The following is a 22,863-nucleotide window of genomic DNA, read 5'->3' on the forward strand; positions in this document are numbered from 1 at the left end:
GGGCGCCTACTGGCGGGCCATCGCCGCGGCGAGATAGGCCTTGATCATCTCTTCCTTGTCTTCCAGCGGCTCGCCGGTCACGTCGACGAGCGCCTTGTGGATCGTGCCGGTGAAGGCGAAGGGCGGGCGGTACTCGTCCTCGAGCATGACCGGCGAGCCATTGTCGCTGCCGATGGTGATGCCGGCCGCAAGGCCGAACTGGATCGGGATCGTCTTGGGCATCTCGCCATTGCCGACTTCCTCACCGTCGACGAGCAGCTTGAGCGTGGCAGGCGTGCCCTTGCCCTTGGCGATGTCGGCCTTGCCGGTCGGTTCGAATTCGATGCTGAGCACGTGGTCGCCCGCGGGCACGTCGCTGTCCGAAACGAACTTGTAGCGCTCGTCGGCGACGTAGTTGTAGCCGTAGACCAGCTTTCCGTCCTTCATGTAGATGCAGAAGCCGCCGTCGTTGCCGCCGATGGTGAACATCGCGCCCTCAGCCCCGTCTTCGGGAATGGTGACGTGGACCGAGACCGAGTGCGCGGTATTGAGCAGGCGCGGCGAGGCGCTTGACGGAACGGTCTGGGTGCCCGGGTAATAGACATAGCGCTTGCGACCTTCGGCAATCTGCGGTCGCTCGGTGGCGAGACGTTCGGTGGTGCGGCTGTCTATCGGCAGCACGTTGTACTTGCCTGCCTCGGCATACCACATGCCGATCATCGAGATCAGCCGCGCCTTTTCCTTGTCGGCGACATCGGTGGTCTCGGTCGGATCCTTGGTGAGATCGTAGAGCTCCCAGGCCTCGGCATCGAGCGTGTTGAGCATGTCCTTGTCGATCCCGTCGCCAAAGGCATGTTCGGCCTCGGTGAACGAGGGCCCCGGCCAGGGGCAGACCGCGCGCCAGCCGTCATGGTAGAGCGCGCGCGTGCCGAACATCTCGAAGTACTGCGTCTTGTGCAGGGCCTCGGCCTCGGCATCCTCGAAAGAGGACTTGAGGCTGACCCCCTGGATCGGCGACTGGGTCACGCCGCGGATCGTCGTGGGCGGTTCGATGCCGAGGCAGTCGAGCACGGTCGGGACCATGTCGATCCCGTGCGCGAACTGCGTGCGGATGCCGCCCTTGGCCTTGATCCCCTTGGGCCAGGAAATCAGGAAGGGATCGGAGACACCGCCGCGATAGGTCTCGCGCTTCCAGCGGCGGAACGGGGTGTTGCCCGCATGGGTCCAGCCCCAGGGGAAGTGATTGAAGTACTTTGGCCCGCCGATGTCCTCGATCGCCGCGAGGTTCTGGGCGAGGTCGTCGGGCACGTTGTTGAAGAACTTGTTCTCGTTGACCGAGCCGGTCGGGCCGCCCTCGGGGCTCGATCCATTGTCGGAAACCAGCATGATCAGCGTGTTGTCGTATTCGCCGATGTCCTTGAGGAACTGCACCAGCTCGCCGATGTAGTGGTCGGTGTGCTCGAGGAAGCCCGCGAAGACTTCCATCATGCGCGCGTAGAGGCGCCGCTCGTCGTCGCTCAGCGCATCCCAGTCCTGCACGTCGGGATCATGGCGCGAGAGTTCGGCGTGCTCGGGGATTACCCCGAGCTTCTTCTGCCGGGCGAAGGTCTCGCGGCGGTAGACGTCCCAGCCGCCGTCGAACTTGCCCTTGTACTTGTCGGCCCATTCGGCGGGCACGTGGTGCGGGGCGTGCTGCGCGCCGGTGCAGAAGTACATGAAGAACGGCTTGTTGGGCGCGACCTGCTTGGCATCGGCGATCATGCCCTTGGCCTTTTCGACCAGGTCGACGGTCAGGTGATAGCCCTCTTCCGGGCTCTTCTCCTGCTCGGTCTGCGAATTGTCGCGCACCAGCTCGGGGTAGTACTGGTGCGTGTCGCCGCCCAGGAACCCGTAGTAACGCTCGAACCCGCGCCCCAGCGGCCAGCGGTCGTAAGGGCCCGCAGCCGAGGTCTGCTCGGCTGGCGTGAGGTGCCACTTGCCGATGGCATAAGTGTTATAGCCCTGTGCCAGCAGGATCTCAGAGATGAACCCGTTCTCGAAGGGGATGATCCCGTTCGAGCCGGGAAACCCGGTCGCGCCCTCGGTGATGCAGGCCATACCGTTGGAGTGGTGGTTGCGCCCGGTGATGAAGCAGGTACGCGAGGGTGAGCACAGCGCGGTGGTGTGCATGTTGGTATAGAGCAGCCCGTCGGCGGCCAGCGCGTCGATATTGGGCGTCGCGATCGGGCTGCCATAGCAGCCGAGGTGGCCGTAGCCGGTGTCGTCGAGCACGATGAACAGTACGTTGGGCGCGCCCTCCTTCGCCCGGTTGGGAGAGGGCCAGGACGGCTCGGACACGTCGTAGGTGCGCCCCTGGACCCCGTTGAACGCCTGTCCCTGGGCATATTCCTTGATCGCCATTTCACTCTCCGCGCCTGAACACACTCGTGTGCCGCGAAGAATGGGCGCGTGTGGCTGCGCGATGCATCGGGGCTTACCCCTTGTTTGCTGTGCACGAGTCCCGAGCGATGCCATCACGCGGCCCATTGACGTGGACGCCGTTTGGCATCATTAGCAGCCCCTCGCTTCGGCGCGGGCGGTTAGCTCAGTTGGTAGAGCATCTCGTTTACACCGAGAGGGTCGGGGGTTCGAGCCCCTCACCGCCCACCATGGATATCTGCGGGTTTCAATCGTTCTCCGCGATATGTTCGATGTCCCATTGAACATCAGAACTCCGCCGCAGCGCTGGCATCCTGCATGAATGAGGGGCTTTACCGAGCGGATACGGCGCGCATCATTGCGCGTGACATATGCCCCAGATGCTGGCTGAACTTCTGCATTGGAACGTCGGCCTGCGCCATGCACACGGCGCATGTATGGCACATAACGCTTGAACTCATTGCTGAAATTGGACTTCCCCATCGTCGCCTCCTGTCCTCAAAACAAGGATCAGCGGCGTCCAGAAATCATGGTCTTACGCAGCGTGGCGAAGGATGGTGGGCGTTCCAAGGGGGCGTTATCCGATCAGGTGTCGCTGGATTGAGCCGGCAAATTGTCGGAAATGGTCCCTGCAGCAGCATTGGCGTCCGTGGCGAGGTCGCGCAGTGCCTGCGCGGTGTCCTGCAAGAGACCGTCGCTGATGGGGCGCTCGCCATTGACGAACCGCCGGATAGCCCGCTCATCTATCCTGAGGCGCCGGGCGAATGCCGTCGTTCCGCCAAGCAGCTGAACACAGTAGGCGAAGTGGTCCTGTCGATCTTGCATGGCTCTATCATAGGCTGTCTCGCGCAGGAGGCAATTTGAAGAAGCGACCCTTGCGCTGTCGGTGCGGGAAATCCGGCGGCTGAATGCCCGGGCATGACCTTCGCTCAAAACCCGATCCTCCCCCCGCCTTGAGGCTTGACCGCGCACTCGGCGGCAAGGCGCTCGACGATGTCCTCGGCACTGACTGCCGGGGCGTGACGCAACTGGCGCGAAACGACCGCGAAGTCTCCGGGCGTCAGCGTGCCGAGCGCCGCCAGCGAGGCCGGCGCCTTGCGAGCGAACCAGCTTTCGAAGGCGCTCGCCGCCTTTTGCGGGCCCAGCGCGCGCAGTTCCAGCTTGAAGACGAAGCGGCGCAGCGTTGCCGGATCGAGTTTGCCGGGGTGATTGGTCGCGGCGACCACGGGCAGCGGGTGCCGGTCCAGCCAGGTCAGCATCTCGTTGACCTGACCGCGCTCCCAACTGGTCTGCGCACCGGCGCGGTCGAACAGCAGTGAATCGGCCTCGTCGAAGAGCAGCACGGCGCCGTCGTCGCGCGCGCGTTCAAACGACTGCGCGATGCGCTGCTCGGTCTCGCCCACCCAGCGCGAGAGCAGGTCCGAGGCGCGGCGGACCAGAAGCGGGCGGTCGAGCGCGCGGGCAAGGTGATGGGCAAGTGCGGTCTTGCCCGTGCCCGGCGGCCCCGAAAGCAGCAGCGAGACATCGTCATGCCCGCCATCGCGCATGGCCCTGAACAGATCGTCGAGCGGTCTGTCGGTCTCGAACAGGTCGAGATCGCACGAGCCGAAGCCCGCATCGGGAAGCCTCCCGCCGCACAGGGCCTGCACCAGTGAGCCGGCGGCCCGCTCGCTCGCCGGTTCCGCGCCTGCAAGGCGTGCGGCGCGCAGTGCAACGCGCAGCACGGTCGCGGTTTCGGGGACACGATCGATGAGGTTCGCGACGCCCTGATGCGCGTCCAGATCGCCGCCCTCGTCGCGCGCCACCCGCGCGAGCATGCGCAGGGCAGCACTGCGCGGCGGCGTATCGAGTTTCAGGACGAAGCTCATCCGGCGCACGATCGCATCATCGACGTTGCCCAGCGTATTGGTAGTCCAGATGACCGGTACCGCATTGGTCTCCAGCAGGCGGTTGATGAAGACCTTGCTGCCCGCGCGCCGCGCGATCCAGCCGCCGCTCGACGGCGTGGCATCCCCGATCAGGTCCTCCATCTCGTCGAACAGCAGGACCGTACCCTCGCTGTCCAGTTCGCGCGAGCGCACGCCAAGAACGCGTTGCGCGAGATGAAGGGCGTGGAGCCGTTGGTAGCGGTTGGGCTCTTCGCTGTCCTCGTCCGCCTCGCCCACCGCACGCAGGCGCGCCCCGGCTTCGGCTGCGAGCATGCGGGCGAGTTCGGTCTTGCCCGAACCGGGCGGGCCATGGATCAGGATATTGATGCCCCCCGCCCGCTCCCTCAGCGCCCCCGCGAGAAGGTCGATGAGGAAGCCTGCATCCTCGACATGGGCAAAGTCGATGCGGCCAAGCGCGCTGGTCTGGCAGGTCCCGGCGAGAGCCGAAAGTACCGCTTCCTCGCTGGCAGCACCGCGCGCGAGCAGTTCGCCGACGGCCCAGTGCGAGGAGATGTAGGCAGAGCCGTCGCTGTCCCCGACCAGATCGAACAGGCCCAGACGCAGCAGCACGCTTTCGTTCACGCATTGCTCGGCCTCGTCCTCCTTCGCGCCCGCCAGGACGCCCAGGATCACGGCGAGATCCATGCCCCGCATCGTCAGGATGTCGAGCAGACTGCGCAGGTGGGGGTGGCGCAGCCCTGCGACGAGGACGCGCAGCAAAGCCGTATCGAAGCTGTCGAGATGCAGTACACGTGCAAGGATCCCGCCGATCCGCTGGGGGCGGGACGGCGATTGCTCGACGCTTTCGCGGGCGCCCTCGACGGTCGCGAGATAGGTCGCCCAGGTTGCGTTCTTGGGCAGCGTCGCTCGCTTTTCGGCGGTCAGCCAGCCCAGCTTGGGGGCGGCCCATTCGCGCATGGTTTCAGCGAATGCGCGCGAGACGCAGGCGCCGCGTGTGAAGCGCAGCAAGGCGCTGCGCACGATAGTCAGTTCGGTCATGAGATATCCGTTTCGACCGCTCGCCAGCGCGTGAACACGCGTCAGGCCTCAGGCGGCATGCTTCATCGATTGCGATGGAAGGGCATGGATGCAGGCAGGGAAGAAAGCCCCGCCGCAGCATCGAAACGACGCTTTAGGAGAAGGGCTGGAAACCTGCGGGCACGTTGCCCTTGATAGGGTTGAAAACCAGCAATGGATTGCTCCTGTATCGTCTTGCCTCATGCAAGAACGCGCTGCCGAATAAAGATATTTGTTGGAATAGGCAAGAGCTGATCAAGATCGTTTGCAGATTCGGGCATGATGAAGTCTGAACCTGTTGTCGCGATCCGGTTAAACCCGGCCAACTTCTACCGAGGCGGAATGACGGCAACGGTACCGGACTGTTCCACCATGCGAACGAACGGCTGCTGCGTTTCATTGGAAGGCCATGCTTCGATGATTGCACCAAATTACCGCCCGCTTTCGAGGCACAAAGCAACCGCCAGATATTCTTGTCAAAGGACCGATCCCGGTATCGTGTGCGAGCAGGCGCCTTGCCGAAAAGCCGCGTCCCTCGGTCCGGCGTTCAGCTTGCGGCGTAGCCGCCATCGACGTGGATCGCATCGCCGTGAACGAAGCGCGATGCCGGTGAGACGAGGAACAGGACCGCCTCTGCGACTTCAGCAGGGTCGACGAAGCGGCCCATCGGGTTGCCTTCGGCGATGGACTTGCGCAGCTGGTCCTTGTCGGCGCCCCCGGAGATGCGCGAGTAGGTCTCGATGATGTCGTCCATCATGCTCGACTCGACGACGCCGGGATGGACCGAATTGACCCGGATGGGATAGCCGAGCGTGGCGAACTCGACCGCACTCGCGCGCGTCAGCATCCGGGCGGCGGCCTTGCTCACGCAGTAGGCGGCGCTGAAGACCGCAGGCTTGTCCGAGGCCCCCGAACACATGTTGACGATCGCCGCGCCGCCCTCGCGGTCGGTGCCGCTGCGCGCAAGCAGGCTCGCGGCGGTCTTCGTGCCCAGGAACATGCCTTCGACATTGACTTGCTGGCAGCGCTTCCACTCCTCGAGCGTGACGTCCTCGATCCGTCCCATTGGCGCGATGCCGGCGTTGTTGACCAGGGCATCGAGCTTGCCGTGGCGCTGCTCGACCGCGCCGATCGCCTCTTTCCAGCTTGCTTCGCTGGTGACGTCGAGCGCGATGAACTCGGTGCCCTCGATGGGCTCGCGCGGAGCCTGCAGGTCCGAGCACACGACTTTCGCGCCGTTGGCGACAAGCAGGCGCACGGTGGCCTTGCCGATATCGCCATTCGCGCCGGTTACAAGGACGAGGGTGTCTTCCAGAACTTTGGTCATGTGCGTGCCTGTCTCGCTTAGCGGTCTGAAAAGGTCGGGTGCCGCGCTCGCGTGCGCGGTGTTCAAGGGGCATGAGGCCGGGCGGTCGTGAATGCGGGGCGTCGATAGCTTCGGGAAAGCGCGTGCGTCGCGGGTATCTTGGCCTGCTCGTCTGGTCCTGGACGCGCGCGCGTCGCTTTATCGCTCTCCTCGTTCGGCACCGTAAGCCCGTGCCTTCTTTGCCAACGTCATATTCCCACGTGGCAAGGCAGAACAACCTAGCACTTTGTCTCCGGCCGTGACCGCGCTGAATCCGTCTACGCCGCCTGGGACCCCGCACGTCCCTTTGCATCGTCGCGTAAGTCCCAATCTCTCGCGGGCCTGCTTTTGTGCCTATTGCGGTTTGTCATTTCGCTTTGCGCATAGTGCCCAGGAAGCGCGCACTCCTATCCTGATCGCTGCTGCGCAAGATCGCGTGGCACGGCAGACAGGAGCGCGCGTGGATCAGGTCGGGTTGCGAGGGCGGGCAGGCAAGGTCCTGGCGGGGGTGTTGCTGGCAGGACTTGCAGGGTGCATGGCGCAGGGGCGCAGCGACATGGCCTACGTCAACTGGGCCAGTCACGGCCTCGATTCCGGCGAGACACGCTTCAGTCCGCTCGATCAGATCACCCCGGACAACGTCGGCCAGCTCGGCGTGGCCTGGTATGCCGATTTCGACAGTCGCTCGCTGCGCGGGGTCGAGGGTACGCCGCTGGTAGTCGATGGCGTGATGTACGCGACCGGTGCCTGGAGCAAGGTCCTCGCACTCGACGCGGTGACCGGGCGCAAGCTGTGGGAATACGACCCCGAGGTTCCCGGGGCGGCGGCACGCGACGGCTGTTGCGGGGTCGTCAACCGGGGCGTCGCCTATCATGACGGCCACGTTTTCGTAGGCACTTTCGACGGCAGGCTGGTCGCACTCGATGCCGCGACGGGGCAGGTGCGCTGGTCCGTCGATACCACCGAGGGCGATCGGCCCTATACCGTGACCGGCGCTCCGCGCGTGGCGGGCAACATGATCGTGATCGGCAATGGCGGCGCTGAATACGGTGTGCGTGGCTATGTCAGCGCTTACGATGCAAGGACCGGCAAGCGGGCCTGGCGCTTCTACACGGTGCCCGGCGATCCGGCCAAGGGCTTCGAGAACCCGGCAATGGAAATGGCCGCTGCGACCTGGAGCGGGCAGTGGTGGAAATACGGCGGCGGCGGCACCGCGTGGGACTCGATGGTCTACGATCCCGATCTCGACCTGCTTTACATCGGTGTCGGCAATGGCGGTCCGTGGAGCCGCGAGGTGCGATCTCAGGGGGAGGGCGACAACCTGTTCGTATCCTCGATCGTCGCGCTGCGCCCACAGACCGGCGAATACGTCTGGCACTTCCAGCAGGTGCCCGGCGACGAATGGGACTACACCGCGACGCAGCACATGATCCTCACCGATCTCGAAATCGAGAGACACAAGCGCAAGGTCCTGATGCAGGCCCCCAAGAACGGCTTCTTCTATGTCCTCGACCGTGAGACCGGCGAATTCCTTTCGGGTACACCTTATGTCCCGTTGAACTGGGCCAAAGGGCTCGACCCTGAGACCGGCCGGCCCGACATCGTGCCGGCTGCGCGCTATTCCGAGAACGGGGAGGCCTTCATGGGCATGCCATCCCCGGCCGGCGGACATAGCTGGCAGCCGATGAGCTACGATCCGCAGACCGGTCTCGTCTATTTCCCGACGGCCGAGATTCCCTACGGCTACGTTGCCGGCAACGCCGATGCCTTCAGCTTCGATGCGCGAGGCTGGAATACCGGGCAGGACGTGCTCAAGAGCGCGATGCCGGAGGACCCGCAAGTGCGCCGGCAGATCGCCTCGATGATGAAGGGCGCGCTGGTCGCCTGGGACCCGGTCGCCGGCAAGCGGGTCTGGGACGTGCCGATGCCTTATCCGTGGAATGGCGGGGTGGCCTCCACCGGGGGAGGACTGGTGTTCCAGGGCAATGGCACCGGAGAGTTCGCCGCCTACGATGTACGCACCGGCGAGAAGCTGTGGTCGCGTCAGATGGGCTCGGGCATCGTTGCGCCGCCGGTCACGTACGCGGTCGACGGCGTGCAATATGTCTCGGTCGCGGTGGGCTGGGGGGGAATCCTGCCGCTCAACCTGGGAATCGCGCTCAAGGATGCGGCGCTGCCGCGGGTGAACCGGGTGGTGACTTTCCGGCTCGGGGCGGACGCTGCAATGCCGCTTCCCGAAGCAGAGCCCCTCGCGCCGCTTGCGCGCATCGCTTCTTCGGCAGGCGCGAAGCAGGTCGCGGCCGGTCGCGAACTTTACCAGGTGCGCTGCTGGATGTGCCACGGCGATACTGCGCAAAATCGCGGCGGCGTGCCCGACTTGCGCTATTCGCCGGCCATTGCCGACAAGGATGTGTTCGCCGCCTTCGTGCGCGAAGGCGCGGCCGAGCCGCTGGGCATGCCGGCGTTCGGCAGCGAGATCGATGCGGACGAAGCCGAAGCGATCCGCGCCTACGTCATCAAGCGGGCGAACGACCGCCTGACAACGCCCTGAACCCGCCCTTGCGCGCGATGCGGCGCGGCAAGGCTTCGGGGCAGGAAAAGAGCCGCGACCAGCTAGAGGGGAGATGAGGATGCAGGCAGTGGAACAGGGCAGCGGAGCGGGCGTGCAACCAACGCGAGGCTGGTATGTCGTCGCCATTTGCATGATCGCCTACGTCCTGTCCTTCGTGGATCGGCAGATCCTTGCCCTGATGATCGGTCCGATTCAGGCAGACCTGGCCATCACCGACACCCAGTTCGGACTGCTCCACGGTCTCGCCTTCGCGATTTTCTACGCCACCATGGGAATCCCTCTGGCCGGGCTGGCGGACCGGGTCTCGCGTCCCGGGGTGATCGCCGCCGGGATCGCGGTATGGAGCGCGGCGACGCTGGCCTGCGGCTTTGCACGCGGCTTCGCGCAGCTGTTCATCGCGCGCATCTTCGTGGGGGCGGGCGAGGCGGCCCTGTCTCCGGCGACCTATTCGTTGATCTCCGACCTTTTTCCCAAGGAACGCCTGGGCCGCGCGGTTGCGGTCTACTCGATGGGCTCGTTCTTCGGGGCAGGATTGGCCTTCCTTGCCGGGGGAGCGGTCATCGCCGCTGTCGGCGATGTCGGCGAAGTGGTCTTGCTTGGCCATGCCTTGCGCGCCTGGCAGCTGGTGTTCCTGATCGTGGGCGCGCCCGGCTTCGTGCTGGCGCTGGTGATGATCGCGACGGTGCGCGATCCCGGTCGGGCGTCGGCAGGCAAGGCGCCGGGGCTCGGTGCAGTGCTGGGACACATGATGCGCGAGCGTGCGATCTATGGGCCGCATGTCCTTGGCTACACCCTCGCGGCGATGGCGCTGTTCGCGCTGCTGGGATGGGCGCCCGCGCTGATCATGCGCTCGAGCGGCATGGCGCCGGGCGAAGCGGGCGTGTGGCTCGGCATGATCGCGTTGGTGTTCGGGGTGGGCGGAGTTCTCGCCAGCGGGTGGATCATGGATGCCCTGACCCGGCGCGGCCATCGCGCCTCGCCATTCACCACCGGCATCGCCGGTGTCGCGGGCGTGCTGATCTTCGCCGTGTTGTTGGCGATGGTGGACGGGTTCTACCCGGTTCTGGTCGCGCTCGGCGGGCTGATGTTCTTCGCCTCTTTCCCCATGCCGCCATCGACCGCGGTGATGCAGATGGTGGCTCCGCCGGCGATGCGGTCGCGAGTCTCGGCATTGTTCTTGTGCAGCAATTCGCTGATCGGATCGAGCCTTGGCGTGCTCTTCGTCGGGCTGCTCAACGATGCGTCTGCACATGGGGGAGAGGGCGCCGGAGTGGCGCTGTCGCTGGCCATCGTGACCGGGAGCGCAGGCCTCGCCGCAGCCCTCGTCCTGGCCGCCGGGGTCAGGCCCTTTGCGCGCGTCATGGACAACTAGCCGGTCAGCCGAATTCGTCTGCGTCACGTGGGCAGGTATCGGACGCTCATGCGGCTTTGCTGCGGATTTCGGACCCTGCCTGCCGATTGCGAATAGAGCGCTGCGGCGTGCTCGCCCAAGATCGATGACGAAATCGATCAGGAAGGAAATCCAAATGCGCGTTGCCGTTCTGGGCGGAGGGCACGGTTGCTACGCCGCCGCCGTTGAAATGAGCGAGATGGGCCACGAAGTCTGGTTCTGGAGGCGCGATGCCAAGGCCTTCGGTCCGGTGCTCGAGAACGGTGTCATCACGGTGAAGGACCATGCCGGGACCCGCGATGTCGTCGTTGCCCATCCCACGACCTCGCTCGAAGAGGCGATCACCAGTGCCGAGGCGGTGATCATCCCGCTGCCCGCGACCACGCACGAGGATCTTGCGCAGGCTTGCGCACCTTACTGGAAGGATGGGCAGGTGGTGTTCCTGCCGCCCGGGACGCTGGGCTCGATAGTCTTTGCCCAGGCCGCGCGCGCTGCTGGCAATCCGGCGGACGTGAGCTTCGCCGAGACCGGCACGCTGCCCTATCTGGTGCGCAAGCATGCCCCAGCCGAGATCGTGGTCAGCGTCTATGCCACGCGCCTTCCGACCGGTGTCTTCCCGGCGAGGAACACCGAACGCGCGATGGACGTCCTCAAGCAGGTCTATCCCGCTGTGGAGCCGATCGAGGATGCGCTCGCCGGCGGCCTGATGAACGCGGGACCGATCATTCACCCGCCGCTGATCCTGATGAACGCCGGGCCGCTCGAGCACTTCCCCGCCTGGGACATTCACAACGAAGGGACCCAGCCTTCGATCCGTGCTGTCACCAGCGCGCTGGACAAGGAGCGCATGGATCTGCGCGAGGCGCTCGGCTACGGCGCGCCGCATTTCCCACTCGCCGACCATTACAACGCCGATGCCAGCCAGGGCGATGAATGGATGTACGGCTACGCCGCTCATGAAAAGCTGACCGACAGCGGCGACTGGCGGGAAAAAATCGACCTGCAGAGCCATCGCTACATGTTCGAGGACACCCGGCTCGGGCTCAGCATGATTGCCTCGATCGGCAAGTGGGCCGGACATGCGACACCGCTCGCCTCGGGAATGCTGGCAATGGCCAGCGCGATAACCGGGCGCGATCTCTACGCCGAGGGACGCACGCTCGAGCGGCTTGGCCTCGCACAACTCGATCGCGCGGCAATGCGCCGCTACTTGCAGGAGGGTATCTGACATGCCGGTACCTGGCACTGGCGATGGACAGGCGCAGAACGTGCCCGAGGATGGCGCGGTCCAGGTTGCCGTGGTGGGCGCCGGGCGGATGGGGCGCGGGATCGCGATCGCCTTCGCCGCAGTGGGAAGCACAGTGACGCTGGTCGACGCCAAGCCACGCGACGCGGCAGGGCTTGCCACCTTGCGCGCAGCGGCACTGGCGGAGATCGCGGCCGACCTGGCCTTTCTCGTCGACCTGGGGCTGATCGATCCGTCGGGAGCCGGAGCGGCGCTGGCCCGTGTCGCCTTTGCCGGGCGCGACGAAGCTCGCGATGCGCTCGGCAGCGCGGCGATCGTCTTCGAGGGCGTGCCCGAGACGATCGCGGCCAAGCGCGATGCATTCGCCTTCATCTGCGCCCATGCCGGCCCGGACTGCATCATCGCCTCGACCACCTCCACCATCGATCCGGACGAGCTCGCCCCGCTGATCACCGGACCCGAGCGCTTTCTCAACGCGCACTGGCTCAACCCGGCCTATCTCATGCCGCTCGTCGAGCTTGCCCCGGCCAGTGGCACTGCCGCGCCGGTTGTCGAGCGGCTCAAGCAGGTCCTGCAGGCTGCCGGAAAGGTGCCGATCGTGTGCCGTAACGCGCCGGGCTACATCGTGCCGCGCATCCAGGCGCTGGCCATGAACGAGGCGGCGCGCATCGTCGAGGAAGGCATTGCCAGCGCCGAGGACGTGGACCTTGCCGTGCGCACCGGCTTCGGGTTGCGCTTTGCGGTGCTGGGCCTGCTCGAGTTCATCGACTGGGGCGGGGGCGACATCCTTTATCACGCCAGCCACTTCCTCTCCGACAAGATCGACGCGGGGCGCTTCGCGGCACCGCAGGTGGTCGCGCGCAACATGGAAGGCAACCGGCGGGGGCTGCGCGACGGTGAAGGGTTCTACGACTATAGGGGCATGGACACCGATTCCTATCGCGCGCAGCGGCTGGGCGACTTCGTCGCGCTGCTGCGCCTGCGCGGACTGGTGCCGCCTTTCGCCAGCGGGGCAGCGGTCACGTGATCCTCGATGCCCTGCGCGCCGAACTGGGCGAAGGCCGGGTCTGCGCTGCGCCGGACATCGAACCGCGCTATTTCGACGACGAGACCGGCGGCGTGGCTGGAAAGCCGCTGGGACTGGTCCGTCCGGCCTCGACGCAGGAAGTCTCGCGGGTCCTGTCCCTGTGCAACGCAGCCGGGCAGCCGGTGGTCGTACAGGGAGGCCGAACCGGGCTGACCCGGGGCGCGGTGCCGCGTGACGATGAACTTGTACTCTCCCTCGAAAACTTCGCAGCGATCGAGGCGGTCGATGCCGCAACCGGGACGATGGCGCTCGGCGCAGGCGTCGCGCTGCAGGCTGCGCAGGAGGCTGCAGCCGAAGCTGGCTGGCGCCTCGCGGTGGACATCGGCGCGCGCGGCAGCTGCACGATCGGCGGCATGATCGCGACCAATGCCGGGGGGCACCAGGTCTTTCGGCACGGCATGATGCGCGCGCAGGTGCTGGGGCTGGAGGCGGTCCTCGCCGACGGCAGCGTGGTCAGCGCGATGCAGCCGATGCTCAAGAACAATACCGGCTACGACTGGACCCAGCTGATGATCGGCGCGGAAGGCACGCTGGGCGTGGTCACGCGCGCGCTGCTGCGCCTGCAGCCGGCTGTTGCCGGATTGGAAACCGCGCTTTGCGCCGTGCCCGACTATGCCGCGCTGGTGCGCTTGCTGGCGCTGCTGCGCGCGCGGCTGGGGCCGCGGCTTGCCTCGTTCGAGGCGATGTGGGACGACTTTCTCGCTCAGGCGATCGCACATTGCGCCCTGCGCGCGCCCTTTGCGCAGGACTGGCCATGTACCGTGCTGGTCGAGTGCGAGGGTGAAGACGACGGTGCGCTGGCGGCCGCGCTGGAAGCTGCGTTCGAGGCCGGGATGCTGGGTGATGCGCTCATCGCCCAGTCGGGTGCGGCGCGCGATGGCTTCTGGGCCTATCGCGATGCCATTGGCGAGATCACCCGCACGATGACCCATTTCGAGCCTTTCGACGTGGGCGCGCCCACCGCCGTAATCGGCGCGCTGGTGGAGACAGTGCGCGCGGGGCTCGAGGCCGAGTTCGGTGCGCTGCCCTGTGCCTGTTTCGGTCATGTCGCCGATGGCAATCTGCATATCGCGCTCGATCTCGGTGCGCCGGGCAGGGAGCACCGCGCGCAGGCGGTGGTCTACGATGCCGTGCGCGCGGCGGGCGGCACCGTTTCCGCAGAGCATGGCATCGGCATGCTCAAGCGGGACTGGCTCGGCCACACCCGCAGCCCCGCGGAGATCGCGCTCATGCGCCGGGTGCGTGTCGCGCTCGACCCGCGCGGCATTCTCAATCCCGGACGGATTTTCGACATGGAGACTGCCTGATGACGATGTTCAAGCATGCCTATCGCCGCGCCGCGTGGTCGGCCATCGGTGCCTTGGCCGGAGCGGCGGTGCTTGGCGCTCTCCCGGCCCGGGCAGGTGGTGACGGGGCAGTTGCAGGCAAGGCGCTGTTCTTGAAGCGGGCCTGTTCCGCGTGTCACTCGCTGGAGGCCGGGCGCAATCTCAACGGACCTACGCTTTCCGGGGTAATCGGGCGCGAGGCGGGCTCGCTCGAGGGCTATCGCTACTCGCCCGCGCTGGCCGCCGACAAGCGGCGCTGGGACAAGGCGCGGCTCGATGCCTGGCTGGCCGATCCGCGCGCGGTGGTCCCGGGAACCAAGATGGCGATCAAGGTCGCCTCGCCCGAGGAGCGTCGGCTGATCATCGCCTATCTAGCGGCAACGGGCTCGAAGTAGCCTGGGCGTTTCGCGCCAGCGTCCGCGTTGCGGGTGCTGGCGCTTTCCGTTCAGCGCCGCCGGTTGCGCAAGGTCTGCGAGGGACTGCAGCCATATTGCTGGCGATAGTACTGTGCGTAGCGGCCGAAATTGACGATCCCGCAATCGAGCATCATCTCGGTGACGCTGGCCTTGGGGTCGCTTCGGGCGAGCGTGGCATGGAGCTTTTCGAGGCGGTGCCGGCGCACGTATTCCACCGGGGTCTGGCCGAGGAACTGGCGAAAGCCGTTCTGCAGGCTGCGCACGCTGACCCCGACCCGGACTGCGAGGTCCGACACCGAGATCGCTTCCTCGATCGAATCGTGGATGATCTCGCGGGCGCGGCGCACGTGCCAGGGCGCGACGTCGTTGCCGTGCAGGGCGATCTGGTCCGAATAGGTGTTGCAGTAGTGATTGAGCAGCATCTCGACCATCAACATCGCGTACTGGCGCTGGGTGTGCTGCGCGGAAATGAGGCCGGGTGCGAACTCCATCTGCATGATCAGGTGCTGCAGCAGGTTGCGCCAGACCTGCGGCAGCTCGCGCCCGTTCTCGTTGCCGGGATGAAACAGGACCGGGCGGTTGACCGGGATGTGCAGGCACTGGGTGAGGTAGTCCTCGAAGGCGCTTTGCGCGATCTTGACCGTGAGGTGCTGGCACTGGTCGGTCATGCGGATACGGGTCGTGCGGCCCGGGCAGGTGATGTAGAGGTTGTCGGGCTGGATCAAGCCCTGCACGCCCGCGCTGCAGATCTCGGTGCGCCCACTCAGCGCTGCGTGGATCAGAAAGTGGGAATCGAGATCGATCGGCTCGATCACGACTTCCGATCCGTAGCGAATGTCGACGAGCTGCGCGTCGCCGACGTTCATGCAGCGAAGATTGACGTCCATTTGTGCCGGATTGAAAATGTCCAGCGCATGTGGTGCCAGTTGTTTTCCAACAAAATCTACAATTTCATCCGCATTGGTCGACTTGAAGTCGCGTAGTGCGGTGCGCCCCGAAGTGTCGGTTGCAGTAAGCATGACTCCTCCCTGCCGCCGTTACCGGCGGTCAATTCATCGTGACAGTACTGAGCCTTGGTCTTCCCCTGAAGTGTTCGAGGATGTGGGAATAAAATGAAAAGTCAAGTGTTTTGCAAACCGGGGCAGTCCGCGTTTGCTGCCAAATCGGTACCGAGCTTGCGCGATCTGAATAGCGCGCCCGCGCGCCTTCCCCCTAGCTGCGGAAAGCCATGCAAGACCCTGCATCTTCCGGAGTGCTTATGACCCAGATTACCGACCAGAAGACCCTGCTGAGCGAGGCAGCCCGCGAGTTCGTGTCCGCGCCCAAGGGCATGCTCATCGACGGGGCCTGGTGCGACGCGCAGTCGGGCCGCACCATCAGCGTGACCGATCCCGCGACCGGCCTCGAGATCACCACCGTTCCTGCTGGCGGCAGCGCCGACGTGGACAAGGCGGTGGCCGCAGCCCGGCGTGCCTTCGAGGGGGAATGGGCCCGGGTTCGCCCGGTCCAGCGCGAACGCCTGCTGCTCAGGCTCGCCGACATGCTGGAGGAGCGCGCTGACGAGTTTGCCGAGCTGGAGACGCTCGACAACGGCAAGATCCTGATGATGTCACGTCATGCGGACCTCAATCTCGGCATCGATTCGCTGCGCTACATGGCTGGCTGGGCGACCAAGATCGAGGGCACCACGATCTCGCCTTCCTTCGCCTACGTTCCCGATGTCCAGTTCGCCTCCTACACGCTGCGCGAGCCGGTCGGCGTTGTCGGCCAGATCATCCCCTGGAACTTCCCGCTGGTCATGGCGATCTGGAAGATCGCGCCGGCGCTGGCCGCGGGCTGCACCGTGGTGCTCAAGCCTGCTGAGGACACGCCGCTCACGGCACTGCGACTGGGCCAGCTGATCTGCGAGGCGGGCTTTCCCGATGGCGTGGTCAACATCGTCACCGGCGATGCCGAGCCGGGCCAGGCGCTGGTCGACCATCCCGACGTGGACAAGATCGCCTTCACCGGCTCGACTGAAGTGGGCAAGATCATCCAGCAGCGTGCGGCAGGCACGATGAAGCGCCTTTCGCTCGAACTGGGCGGCAAGTCGCCGGTGATCGTGCTCAAGGATGCGGACGTCAACATGGCGATCGAGGGCGCGGCGCAGGCGGTGTTTTTCAACCACGGTCAGGTCTGCACCGCCGGTTCGCGCCTCTTCGTCGAGCGCCCGCTCTACGATGCGGTGATCGACGGCCTGGCGCAGGCGGCACAGAGTTTCACTGTCGGGTCGGGCTTCGATCCGGCCTCGCAGATGGGACCGCTGGTCTCGGCGACGCAGCACCAGCGCGTACAGGCCTATCTCGACAAGGGCACCAGCGAGGGCGGCCGTCTCGTCGCGGGTGGTGGCTCGGTAGACGGTCCCGGCCACTTCATGCGCCCGGCGGTCTTCGCCGATGTCACCGAGCAGATGACGATCTACCGCGAGGAAATCTTCGGCCCGATCCTCGCCGCGACACCGTTCGACGATCTCGACGAGGTGACCCGCATGGCCAACGACAGTTCCTATGGGCTGGGAGCGAGCGTGTGGACCGGCAATCTGCACCTCGCCAACCGCTTCGTGCGCTCGCTCAAGGCAGGCAATGTCTGGGTCAATGCCCATAACCTGCTCGACCCGGCAGTGCCTTTCGGCGGTTACAAGATGTCGGGCTACGGTCGCGAACTGGGGCACGCGGTGCAGAACCTGTACACCGAATCCAAGTCGGTCACGATGCCCTTGTGATCTGCCGCTGCGGCCGGGCGATGGTCCGTGCTGCACCGCAGGGGGCAAGTTCAGGAACGGGGCGCGCCTTCGCAGGAAGGCGCGCCTTGTGCGTTTGGCGCCCTGCAGCACACCGGGCAGGCCGCAGGCCCGGCGCGGCTGGTCGCGGATCGGACCCGTTCGGTAAGAATATGCCCGGTGAGCAGACGGTGTGCGACCTTTTGTTCCCAACGCGCACATTGACTGCGCAATCCGAATAGCGGTGCCCCGGCCTTGGTGACAGCCTCCCCCCGAATACAAGACTGGCGCAACAGGCTGGCGACGTTCGCAGGATCTCATTCCTAGGCCTTTGCAGGCCATGGCTCTTTCAGGGGGAAATACACCATGTCACGATCATCTAGCCGCTTGCGCAAACTGTCTGTCCTGCTCGCATCGGGTGCCGGTCTCGCCGCACTCGCGACCCCGGCCATGGCGCAGGAGGCGAGCGAGCCCAGTGCCGGGCTGGAGGTCATCACCGTCACCGCGCGCAAGCAGGTCGAGGACTTGCAGTCGACACCTATCTCGATCACCGCGTTCAGCGCCGAGCGGCTCGAGGCGCATGGCATCACACAGATCAACAAGGTCCAGGATTTCACCCCCAACCTGACCTTCGCGAACGTGCCCTCGAACTCCGGCATCGCCTCGAATGCGGCGGTCTACATCCGCGGTATCGGCCAGAGCGACTTTGCCCCCACCACCGAGCCGGGCGTGGGTATCTACATCGACGGCGTTTATCTGGGCCGTACCGCGGGCGGCGTGTTCGACCTGATCGACGTGGCCTCGGTCGAGGTGCTGCGCGGACCACAGGGCACCTTGTTCGGGCGCAACACGATCGGCGGCGCGATCAACATCACCACGGTCCAGCCCGACGATACCCTGCGCGTGAAGGCCGACATCAAGTACGGCACCGACGATCTAGTCAACGTGCGCGGGATGATCTCGGGACCCCTCACCGAAGGGCTTTATGCCAAGGTGTCGGCAGGCCTGTTCAGCCAGGATGGCTTCGTCGATGCGCCAGCGCTCGGCAAGACCCTCGGCAACAAGGACAGCAAGATGATCCGCGGCGCGCTTCGCTTCGCGCCGGAGGGAAGCGGGCTCGATATCACGCTTGCAGCCGACTACACCCGCGACAAGAGCAATGGCGCCCCTGTCGTCGTGACCGGGATCGATCCCGATGAAATGGGCAGCTTCGTCACGCTCAACAACCTGATCGCCAGCGGCATGACCAGCCCGGGCTACTGTCTGAGCCCGGAACAGGCTGCCAATACCGCATGCTTCAATGAGCGCCTGTACAGCCGCGATACCAACTATGCGACGCGCGACACCTTCTCCGACCTCGAACTGTGGTCGACCTCGCTCACCGTCGCCTACGACCTGAGTGACGATATCCAGGTCAAGTCGATCACCGCGCTGCGCCGGATCAACGGCTCCTTCGCGCAGGACCGTGACGGTTCGAACCTCGACATCAACTACGTCTACGACGACTTCAAGCAGAAGCAGTTCAGCCAGGAGTTGCAGCTGGTCGGCAATTCGCTCGACGGTCGGCTCGACTGGGTGGCGGGCTTCTACTACTTCACCGAGTCCGGACGCGACATCAATCCGATCGACTTCCTTGTCGTCTATGCCCAGTCGGGCGGATACTACGACTACAAGAACTGGGCCGGTTTCGCCCAGGTCGGCTACGAACTGGTCGATGGCCTGACCCTGACGGGAGGGCTGCGCTACACCGACGACCAGAAGTCGTTTCTGCCCGACCAGTACGTGATCGACACACTCGAACCGTTCCTCTCGCTGCCCGCCGGCACGCGTCTGGCGCCTTACGAATGGGCCGACAACAACGTCCAGAAGTGGACGCCGATGGTCAACCTGTCGTGGCAGGCAACGCCTGACTTCATGGTCTACGCAACCTATTCCGAAGGCTTCAAGGGCGGCGGCTATACCCAGCGTGTGTTCCCGCCCGAACCTTCGCTGCCCAGCTTCCGCCCGGAATCGGTCAGTTCCTACGAGGCCGGTTTCAAGCTCATGGCGATGAACAACATGCTGCGCCTCAACGGCGCGGCCTTCTACGCCGATTACACCGACATGCAGTTGCTGGTCGCAGACGCCACCCGCGTCGGGCCGTTCTTTACCAATGCCGGCAAGGCGCGCATCCAGGGCTTCGAGCTGGAGACCAATTTCGCGCCGGGCAACGGAATTCGTCTCAACGCCTCGCTGGGCATGACCGATGCCGACTACAAGGAACTGAACGAGGGCGTGCAGGGTCTGACGCTCGATTCCAAGTTCGTCTACGTCTCCAAGTGGACCGCGAGCGCGTCGGGCGAAAAGGAATTCGACCTCGATTCTGCGGGTACCGTTACCCCGCACCTCGACTGGTCGTACCGTTCGGGCTTCTTCACCAACGCCAACGGGATCAACAATCCCGAGCTCTATCAGCCCGGGTACAGCGTGTTCAACGCTAACGTGCGCTGGCGCGATGCAGGCGAGAACCTCTCTTTCACGGTGGGTGTCGACAACCTGGGCAACAAGAAGTTCCGCACCTTCGGCGATTACCAGCCCAGCTTCGGCTTCTTCATGCAGGCCTTCGATCGCGGTCGCCAGTACTACGCCAAGATCGGGTACAACTTCTGATGGGCGTGTCAGCCGCATGCATGAGCGTGTCGCGCCGGGGTCTGCTCGGCAGGATGGCGTTCGGTGCTCTCCTGCCGGGGCTCGGGGCGCTTGCCGTCCCGGCCCATGGGGCCGAGGCGGTCAGTGCTGAGCTGGCGACGAGCGCGGCACTGCTCAATGCGATGTTCCCGCACGATGCGCTCGATGCCGGGTTCTACCGCGAGATGGCGGCACGATATCTCGACGAGCTGGCAACGCGGCCCGAGGCGCTCGCAGCGCACCGGGCCGGGCTGGGGGTGCTCGACGGTTCCTACATCGCGCCCTTCGTGCAGCTGCCCGAGGTGATCCAGCGCTCGATGGTGGCGAAGGTCGATCAGGAGCCGTTCTTCACGGCTTTCCTGATGCGCGGTGCCGAGCTCGTCTACCGCGACCAGCGGGCTTGGGACCTGCTGGGCTACGAGGGCTCCTCGGTCGAATACGGCGGTTACCTCGATCGCGGTTTCGATGACATTGACTGGCTGCCGGCTGCAGGAGGCACGCAGTGACGACCTTTTCGCTGGATGACAGTTCGGTATTCGTGATCATCGGTTCGGGGGCGGGCGGCGGCGTGCTCTCGCGCGAGCTGGCCAGCCGCGGGCACAAGGTGGTCTGTCTCGAGGCGGGCCCGCGTCTGACGCTCGGTGACGTCGTCAACGACGAGACCGAAATGTTCAACAAGCTCACCTGGCTCGACCGGCGCATGGCGACGGGCAAGCCCGATCCCAATTTCCCGGTGTGGGGCTGCAAGACCGTGGGCGGCACGACCATGCACTGGACCGGGGCCTGCCCGCGCTTCGAGCCGCACGAGATGCGCGCGCTCAGTACTTATGGCGAGATGCCCGACGCGACGCTGGTCGACTGGCCGGTAACCCCGGAGGAAATGGCCGACTGGTACGACAAGGCCGAGACTCGCATGGGCGTGACCGGCACGCAGGGCTATCCGCACCTGCCGCCGGGCAACAATTACAAGGTGCTCGAGGCAGGCGCGCGCAAGTGTGGCTATACCGACATGGACACGCACAACATGGCGATCAACTCGATCGATCGCGATGGCCGTCCGCATTGTCGCCAGCTTGGCTTCTGCACTTCGGGCTGCGCGGTCGGGGCCAAGTGGTCGACGCTCTACACCGAGATCCCCGCTGCCGAGGAAACCGGCAATTTCGAGTTGCGGCCGGGTTGCATGGTGACCGGGCTGGAGGTCGGCGAGGACGGGCGCATCGCCTCGGTGACCTACCTTAGCGACGGCAAGAGCTATACCCAGAAGGCGCGGGCGGTATCGGTCGCGGGCAACGTCGTCGAGACGACGCGGCTGCTGCTCAACAATCGTTCGCAGCGCCATCCTGACGGCCTTGCCAACTCAAGCGGTCTGGTCGGGCGCAACTACATGCGCCACTTCACCATCCAGGTCATGGGGGTGATGCCCGGCAAGGTCCATTTCTACCGACAGACCCATCTCGCCGGGGTCGTGCGCGACGAGCGCGCGCACCGGCCCGAGCGCGGCTTTGCCGGTGGCTTCCTGATCTCGACCGTGCCGTTCACGCCCGAGGTCTTGGCCAAGAACATGCTGACCGGCGGCTGGGGGCGCGATCTGACTCAGGTTCTCGACAAGTACGAATACCTTGCCGGCATGTTGCTGACCGGCGAGGACCCGCCCCAGCTCGACAACCGTATCACGCTGCATCCCGAGGCGCGCGACGGTTACGGACTGCCGGTCCCGGTGATCCACTACGAGGACCATCCCAATACGATCGCGATGAAGGATTATGCCTGGAAGGCGGGGCGTCGCATCTACGAGGCGATGGGAGCCGAGCAGGTCATCGAGATGGGCGACTACATTCCCGCCACGCACAACATGGGCACTGCGCGCATGGGCGAGGACCCGGCGACGAGCGTTTGCAACCCGTTCGGGCGCACGCACGATGTCGCCAACCTGTTCGTTTCGGACGGGAGCCTGTTCCCGACTGCTGGCGGCTGCAACCCGACCCTGACCATCGTCGCACTGGCCATGCGCCAGGCGCAGCATATCGACGGCGAGCTCAAGGCTGGCCGTCTCTAGTCTCCCACCTCGAGGCATCCCGCCGCGCCGCCTTAACGGTGCGGCGGGACCTTCTTGCCTGAGATCGGCGGTTCGAGACGAGTGTGAATGCGCAGATGCACGATAGAGAGCGCAGCGCCGCAGTGAACGGGGGACGTTCGCCTCGCGGCTCACTGAACGATGTTGCGGGTGATCGTGCGCATGATGCGGTTGAGCGAGGCGACTTCCTTTGCCGAGACACCCTCGAAGGTTCGCGCGTAGATGCGGTTCGCAGCATCCCAGGCAGCGCGGCTCGCCACCTTTCCGCTCTCGGTCAGTCGCACTTCGGTGACGCGCTGGTCGTTGGCGCGCGGGCTGCAGCTGACAAGGCCGTCGGCGGTCATGCGCTTGATGATCTTGGTCATCGTCGGCAGCTTGGAGATGGCATGGTCCGCGATCTCGCTGACGCTGAGCCGTTCGCGGTCGCGCAGCGCCATCAGCACGCGCCATTGCGGCACGTCGAGCCCGATTGGCTTGAGCGCCAGCTCCATCTGCTGGAGGTAGCGTCCGGAGAACCGGGTCAGCCAGTAGAACGGCCAGTCTTCCATGTTGAAGCCGGCCTCGGTGACAGGTTCCATCAGCTTTCAATTCCCTCTTCTCATGGCCCGATACCGCCTGGTTCGGGTTTTTATGTCGCCCTC

General features: G+C 65.3%; 16 protein-coding genes and 1 tRNA gene. 11 read left to right on the forward strand and 6 right to left on the reverse strand.

Translation table 11 applies throughout. The features are described from left to right. Nucleotides 1-6 precede the first annotated feature (6 nt). Nucleotides 7-2,379 carry an arylsulfatase gene (locus tag I5E68_RS02750; protein WP_197160552.1) on the reverse strand — a complete coding sequence of 791 codons (2,373 nt, stop codon included), beginning with the start codon at nt 2,377-2,379 and terminating at the stop codon, nt 7-9. Between the two features lie 173 nt (nt 2,380-2,552). On the opposite strand from I5E68_RS02750, the gene I5E68_RS02755 reads away from it, so the two are divergent. After that, nucleotides 2,553-2,628 (forward strand) — tRNA-Val (locus I5E68_RS02755). Between the two features lie 354 nt (nt 2,629-2,982). Here I5E68_RS02755 and I5E68_RS02760 read toward each other — a convergent pair. The 3 genes from I5E68_RS02760 to I5E68_RS02770 form a co-directional block, all read right to left on the reverse strand. Next, nucleotides 2,983-3,330: a hypothetical protein gene (locus tag I5E68_RS02760; protein ID WP_228726785.1), complete on the reverse strand. Its 348-nt coding sequence runs from the start codon at nt 3,328-3,330 to the stop codon at nt 2,983-2,985. Then, nucleotides 3,327-5,324, reverse strand: a complete 1,998-nt coding sequence (locus I5E68_RS02765) for an AAA family ATPase (protein ID WP_197160560.1) — start codon at nt 5,322-5,324, stop codon at nt 3,327-3,329. Before I5E68_RS02765 ends, I5E68_RS02760 begins: the two co-directional genes overlap by 4 nt. Before the next feature lie 565 nt (nt 5,325-5,889). Then, nucleotides 5,890-6,669, reverse strand: coding sequence for an SDR family NAD(P)-dependent oxidoreductase (locus I5E68_RS02770; RefSeq protein ID WP_197160562.1), 780 nt, complete (start codon nt 6,667-6,669; stop codon nt 5,890-5,892). 478 nt (nt 6,670-7,147) lie between these two features. Between I5E68_RS02770 and I5E68_RS02775 the strand changes: the two genes are divergently transcribed. The 6 genes from I5E68_RS02775 (at nt 7,148) to I5E68_RS02800 (ending at nt 14,702) form a co-directional block, all read left to right on the forward strand. Continuing rightward, a complete protein-coding gene (locus tag I5E68_RS02775; protein ID WP_323982070.1) occupies nt 7,148-9,238 on the forward strand; it encodes a PQQ-dependent dehydrogenase, methanol/ethanol family in 2,091 nt (696 codons plus the stop codon). A gap of 79 nt (nt 9,239-9,317) precedes the next feature. After that, nucleotides 9,318-10,631 (forward strand): spinster family MFS transporter, encoded by a 1,314-nt coding sequence (locus tag I5E68_RS02780; protein ID WP_228726786.1) that lies wholly within the window; start codon nt 9,318-9,320, stop codon nt 10,629-10,631. Between the two features lie 154 nt (nt 10,632-10,785). Further along, a complete protein-coding gene (locus I5E68_RS02785) occupies nt 10,786-11,877 on the forward strand; it encodes an NAD/NADP octopine/nopaline dehydrogenase family protein (protein ID WP_197160571.1) in 1,092 nt (363 codons plus the stop codon). A gap of 1 nt (nt 11,878) precedes the next feature. Further along, nucleotides 11,879-12,922 (forward strand): 3-hydroxybutyryl-CoA dehydrogenase, encoded by a 1,044-nt coding sequence (locus I5E68_RS02790; RefSeq protein ID WP_197160573.1) that lies wholly within the window; start codon nt 11,879-11,881, stop codon nt 12,920-12,922. Continuing rightward, nucleotides 12,919-14,289: an FAD-binding oxidoreductase gene (locus I5E68_RS02795; RefSeq protein ID WP_197160575.1), complete on the forward strand. Its 1,371-nt coding sequence runs from the start codon at nt 12,919-12,921 to the stop codon at nt 14,287-14,289. The genes I5E68_RS02790 and I5E68_RS02795 overlap by 4 nt, the downstream gene beginning before the upstream one ends. Further along, on the forward strand, nt 14,289-14,702 hold the full coding sequence (locus I5E68_RS02800; RefSeq protein WP_228726788.1) for a c-type cytochrome: 414 nt from the start codon (nt 14,289-14,291) through the stop codon (nt 14,700-14,702). Before I5E68_RS02795 ends, I5E68_RS02800 begins: the two co-directional genes overlap by 1 nt. Nucleotides 14,703-14,752: 50 nt before the next feature. On the opposite strand, the gene I5E68_RS02805 is transcribed toward I5E68_RS02800, so the two are convergent. Then, on the reverse strand, nt 14,753-15,742 hold the full coding sequence (locus tag I5E68_RS02805) for an AraC family transcriptional regulator (RefSeq protein ID WP_197160577.1): 990 nt from the start codon (nt 15,740-15,742) through the stop codon (nt 14,753-14,755). 239 nt (nt 15,743-15,981) lie between these two features. Here I5E68_RS02805 and I5E68_RS02810 point away from each other — a divergent pair, with 239 nt between their 5' ends. The 4 genes from I5E68_RS02810 (at nt 15,982) to I5E68_RS02825 (ending at nt 22,204) form a co-directional block, all read left to right on the forward strand. Beyond that, nucleotides 15,982-17,484 carry an aldehyde dehydrogenase family protein gene (locus I5E68_RS02810; protein WP_197160579.1) on the forward strand — a complete coding sequence of 501 codons (1,503 nt, stop codon included), beginning with the start codon at nt 15,982-15,984 and terminating at the stop codon, nt 17,482-17,484. Between the two features lie 363 nt (nt 17,485-17,847). Further along, the gene (locus I5E68_RS02815; protein WP_197160580.1) at nt 17,848-20,130 is read left to right on the forward strand and encodes a TonB-dependent receptor; all 2,283 of its coding nucleotides are present in this window, start codon (nt 17,848-17,850) and stop codon (nt 20,128-20,130) included. 20 nt (nt 20,131-20,150) lie between these two features. Beyond that, nucleotides 20,151-20,654: a hypothetical protein gene (locus I5E68_RS02820; protein WP_228726790.1), complete on the forward strand. Its 504-nt coding sequence runs from the start codon at nt 20,151-20,153 to the stop codon at nt 20,652-20,654. After that, entirely contained in the window at nt 20,651-22,204 is a 1,554-nt protein-coding gene (locus I5E68_RS02825; protein ID WP_197160581.1) for a GMC family oxidoreductase, read from the forward strand. The genes I5E68_RS02820 and I5E68_RS02825 overlap by 4 nt, the downstream gene beginning before the upstream one ends. A gap of 149 nt (nt 22,205-22,353) precedes the next feature. On the opposite strand, the gene I5E68_RS02830 is transcribed toward I5E68_RS02825, so the two are convergent. After that, nucleotides 22,354-22,800 (reverse strand): MarR family winged helix-turn-helix transcriptional regulator, encoded by a 447-nt coding sequence (locus I5E68_RS02830; RefSeq protein WP_197160582.1) that lies wholly within the window; start codon nt 22,798-22,800, stop codon nt 22,354-22,356. Nucleotides 22,801-22,863 lie beyond the last annotated feature (63 nt).

Source organism: Novosphingobium aureum (assembly GCF_015865035.1).
Lineage (GTDB): Bacteria > Pseudomonadota > Alphaproteobacteria > Sphingomonadales > Sphingomonadaceae > Novosphingobium > Novosphingobium aureum.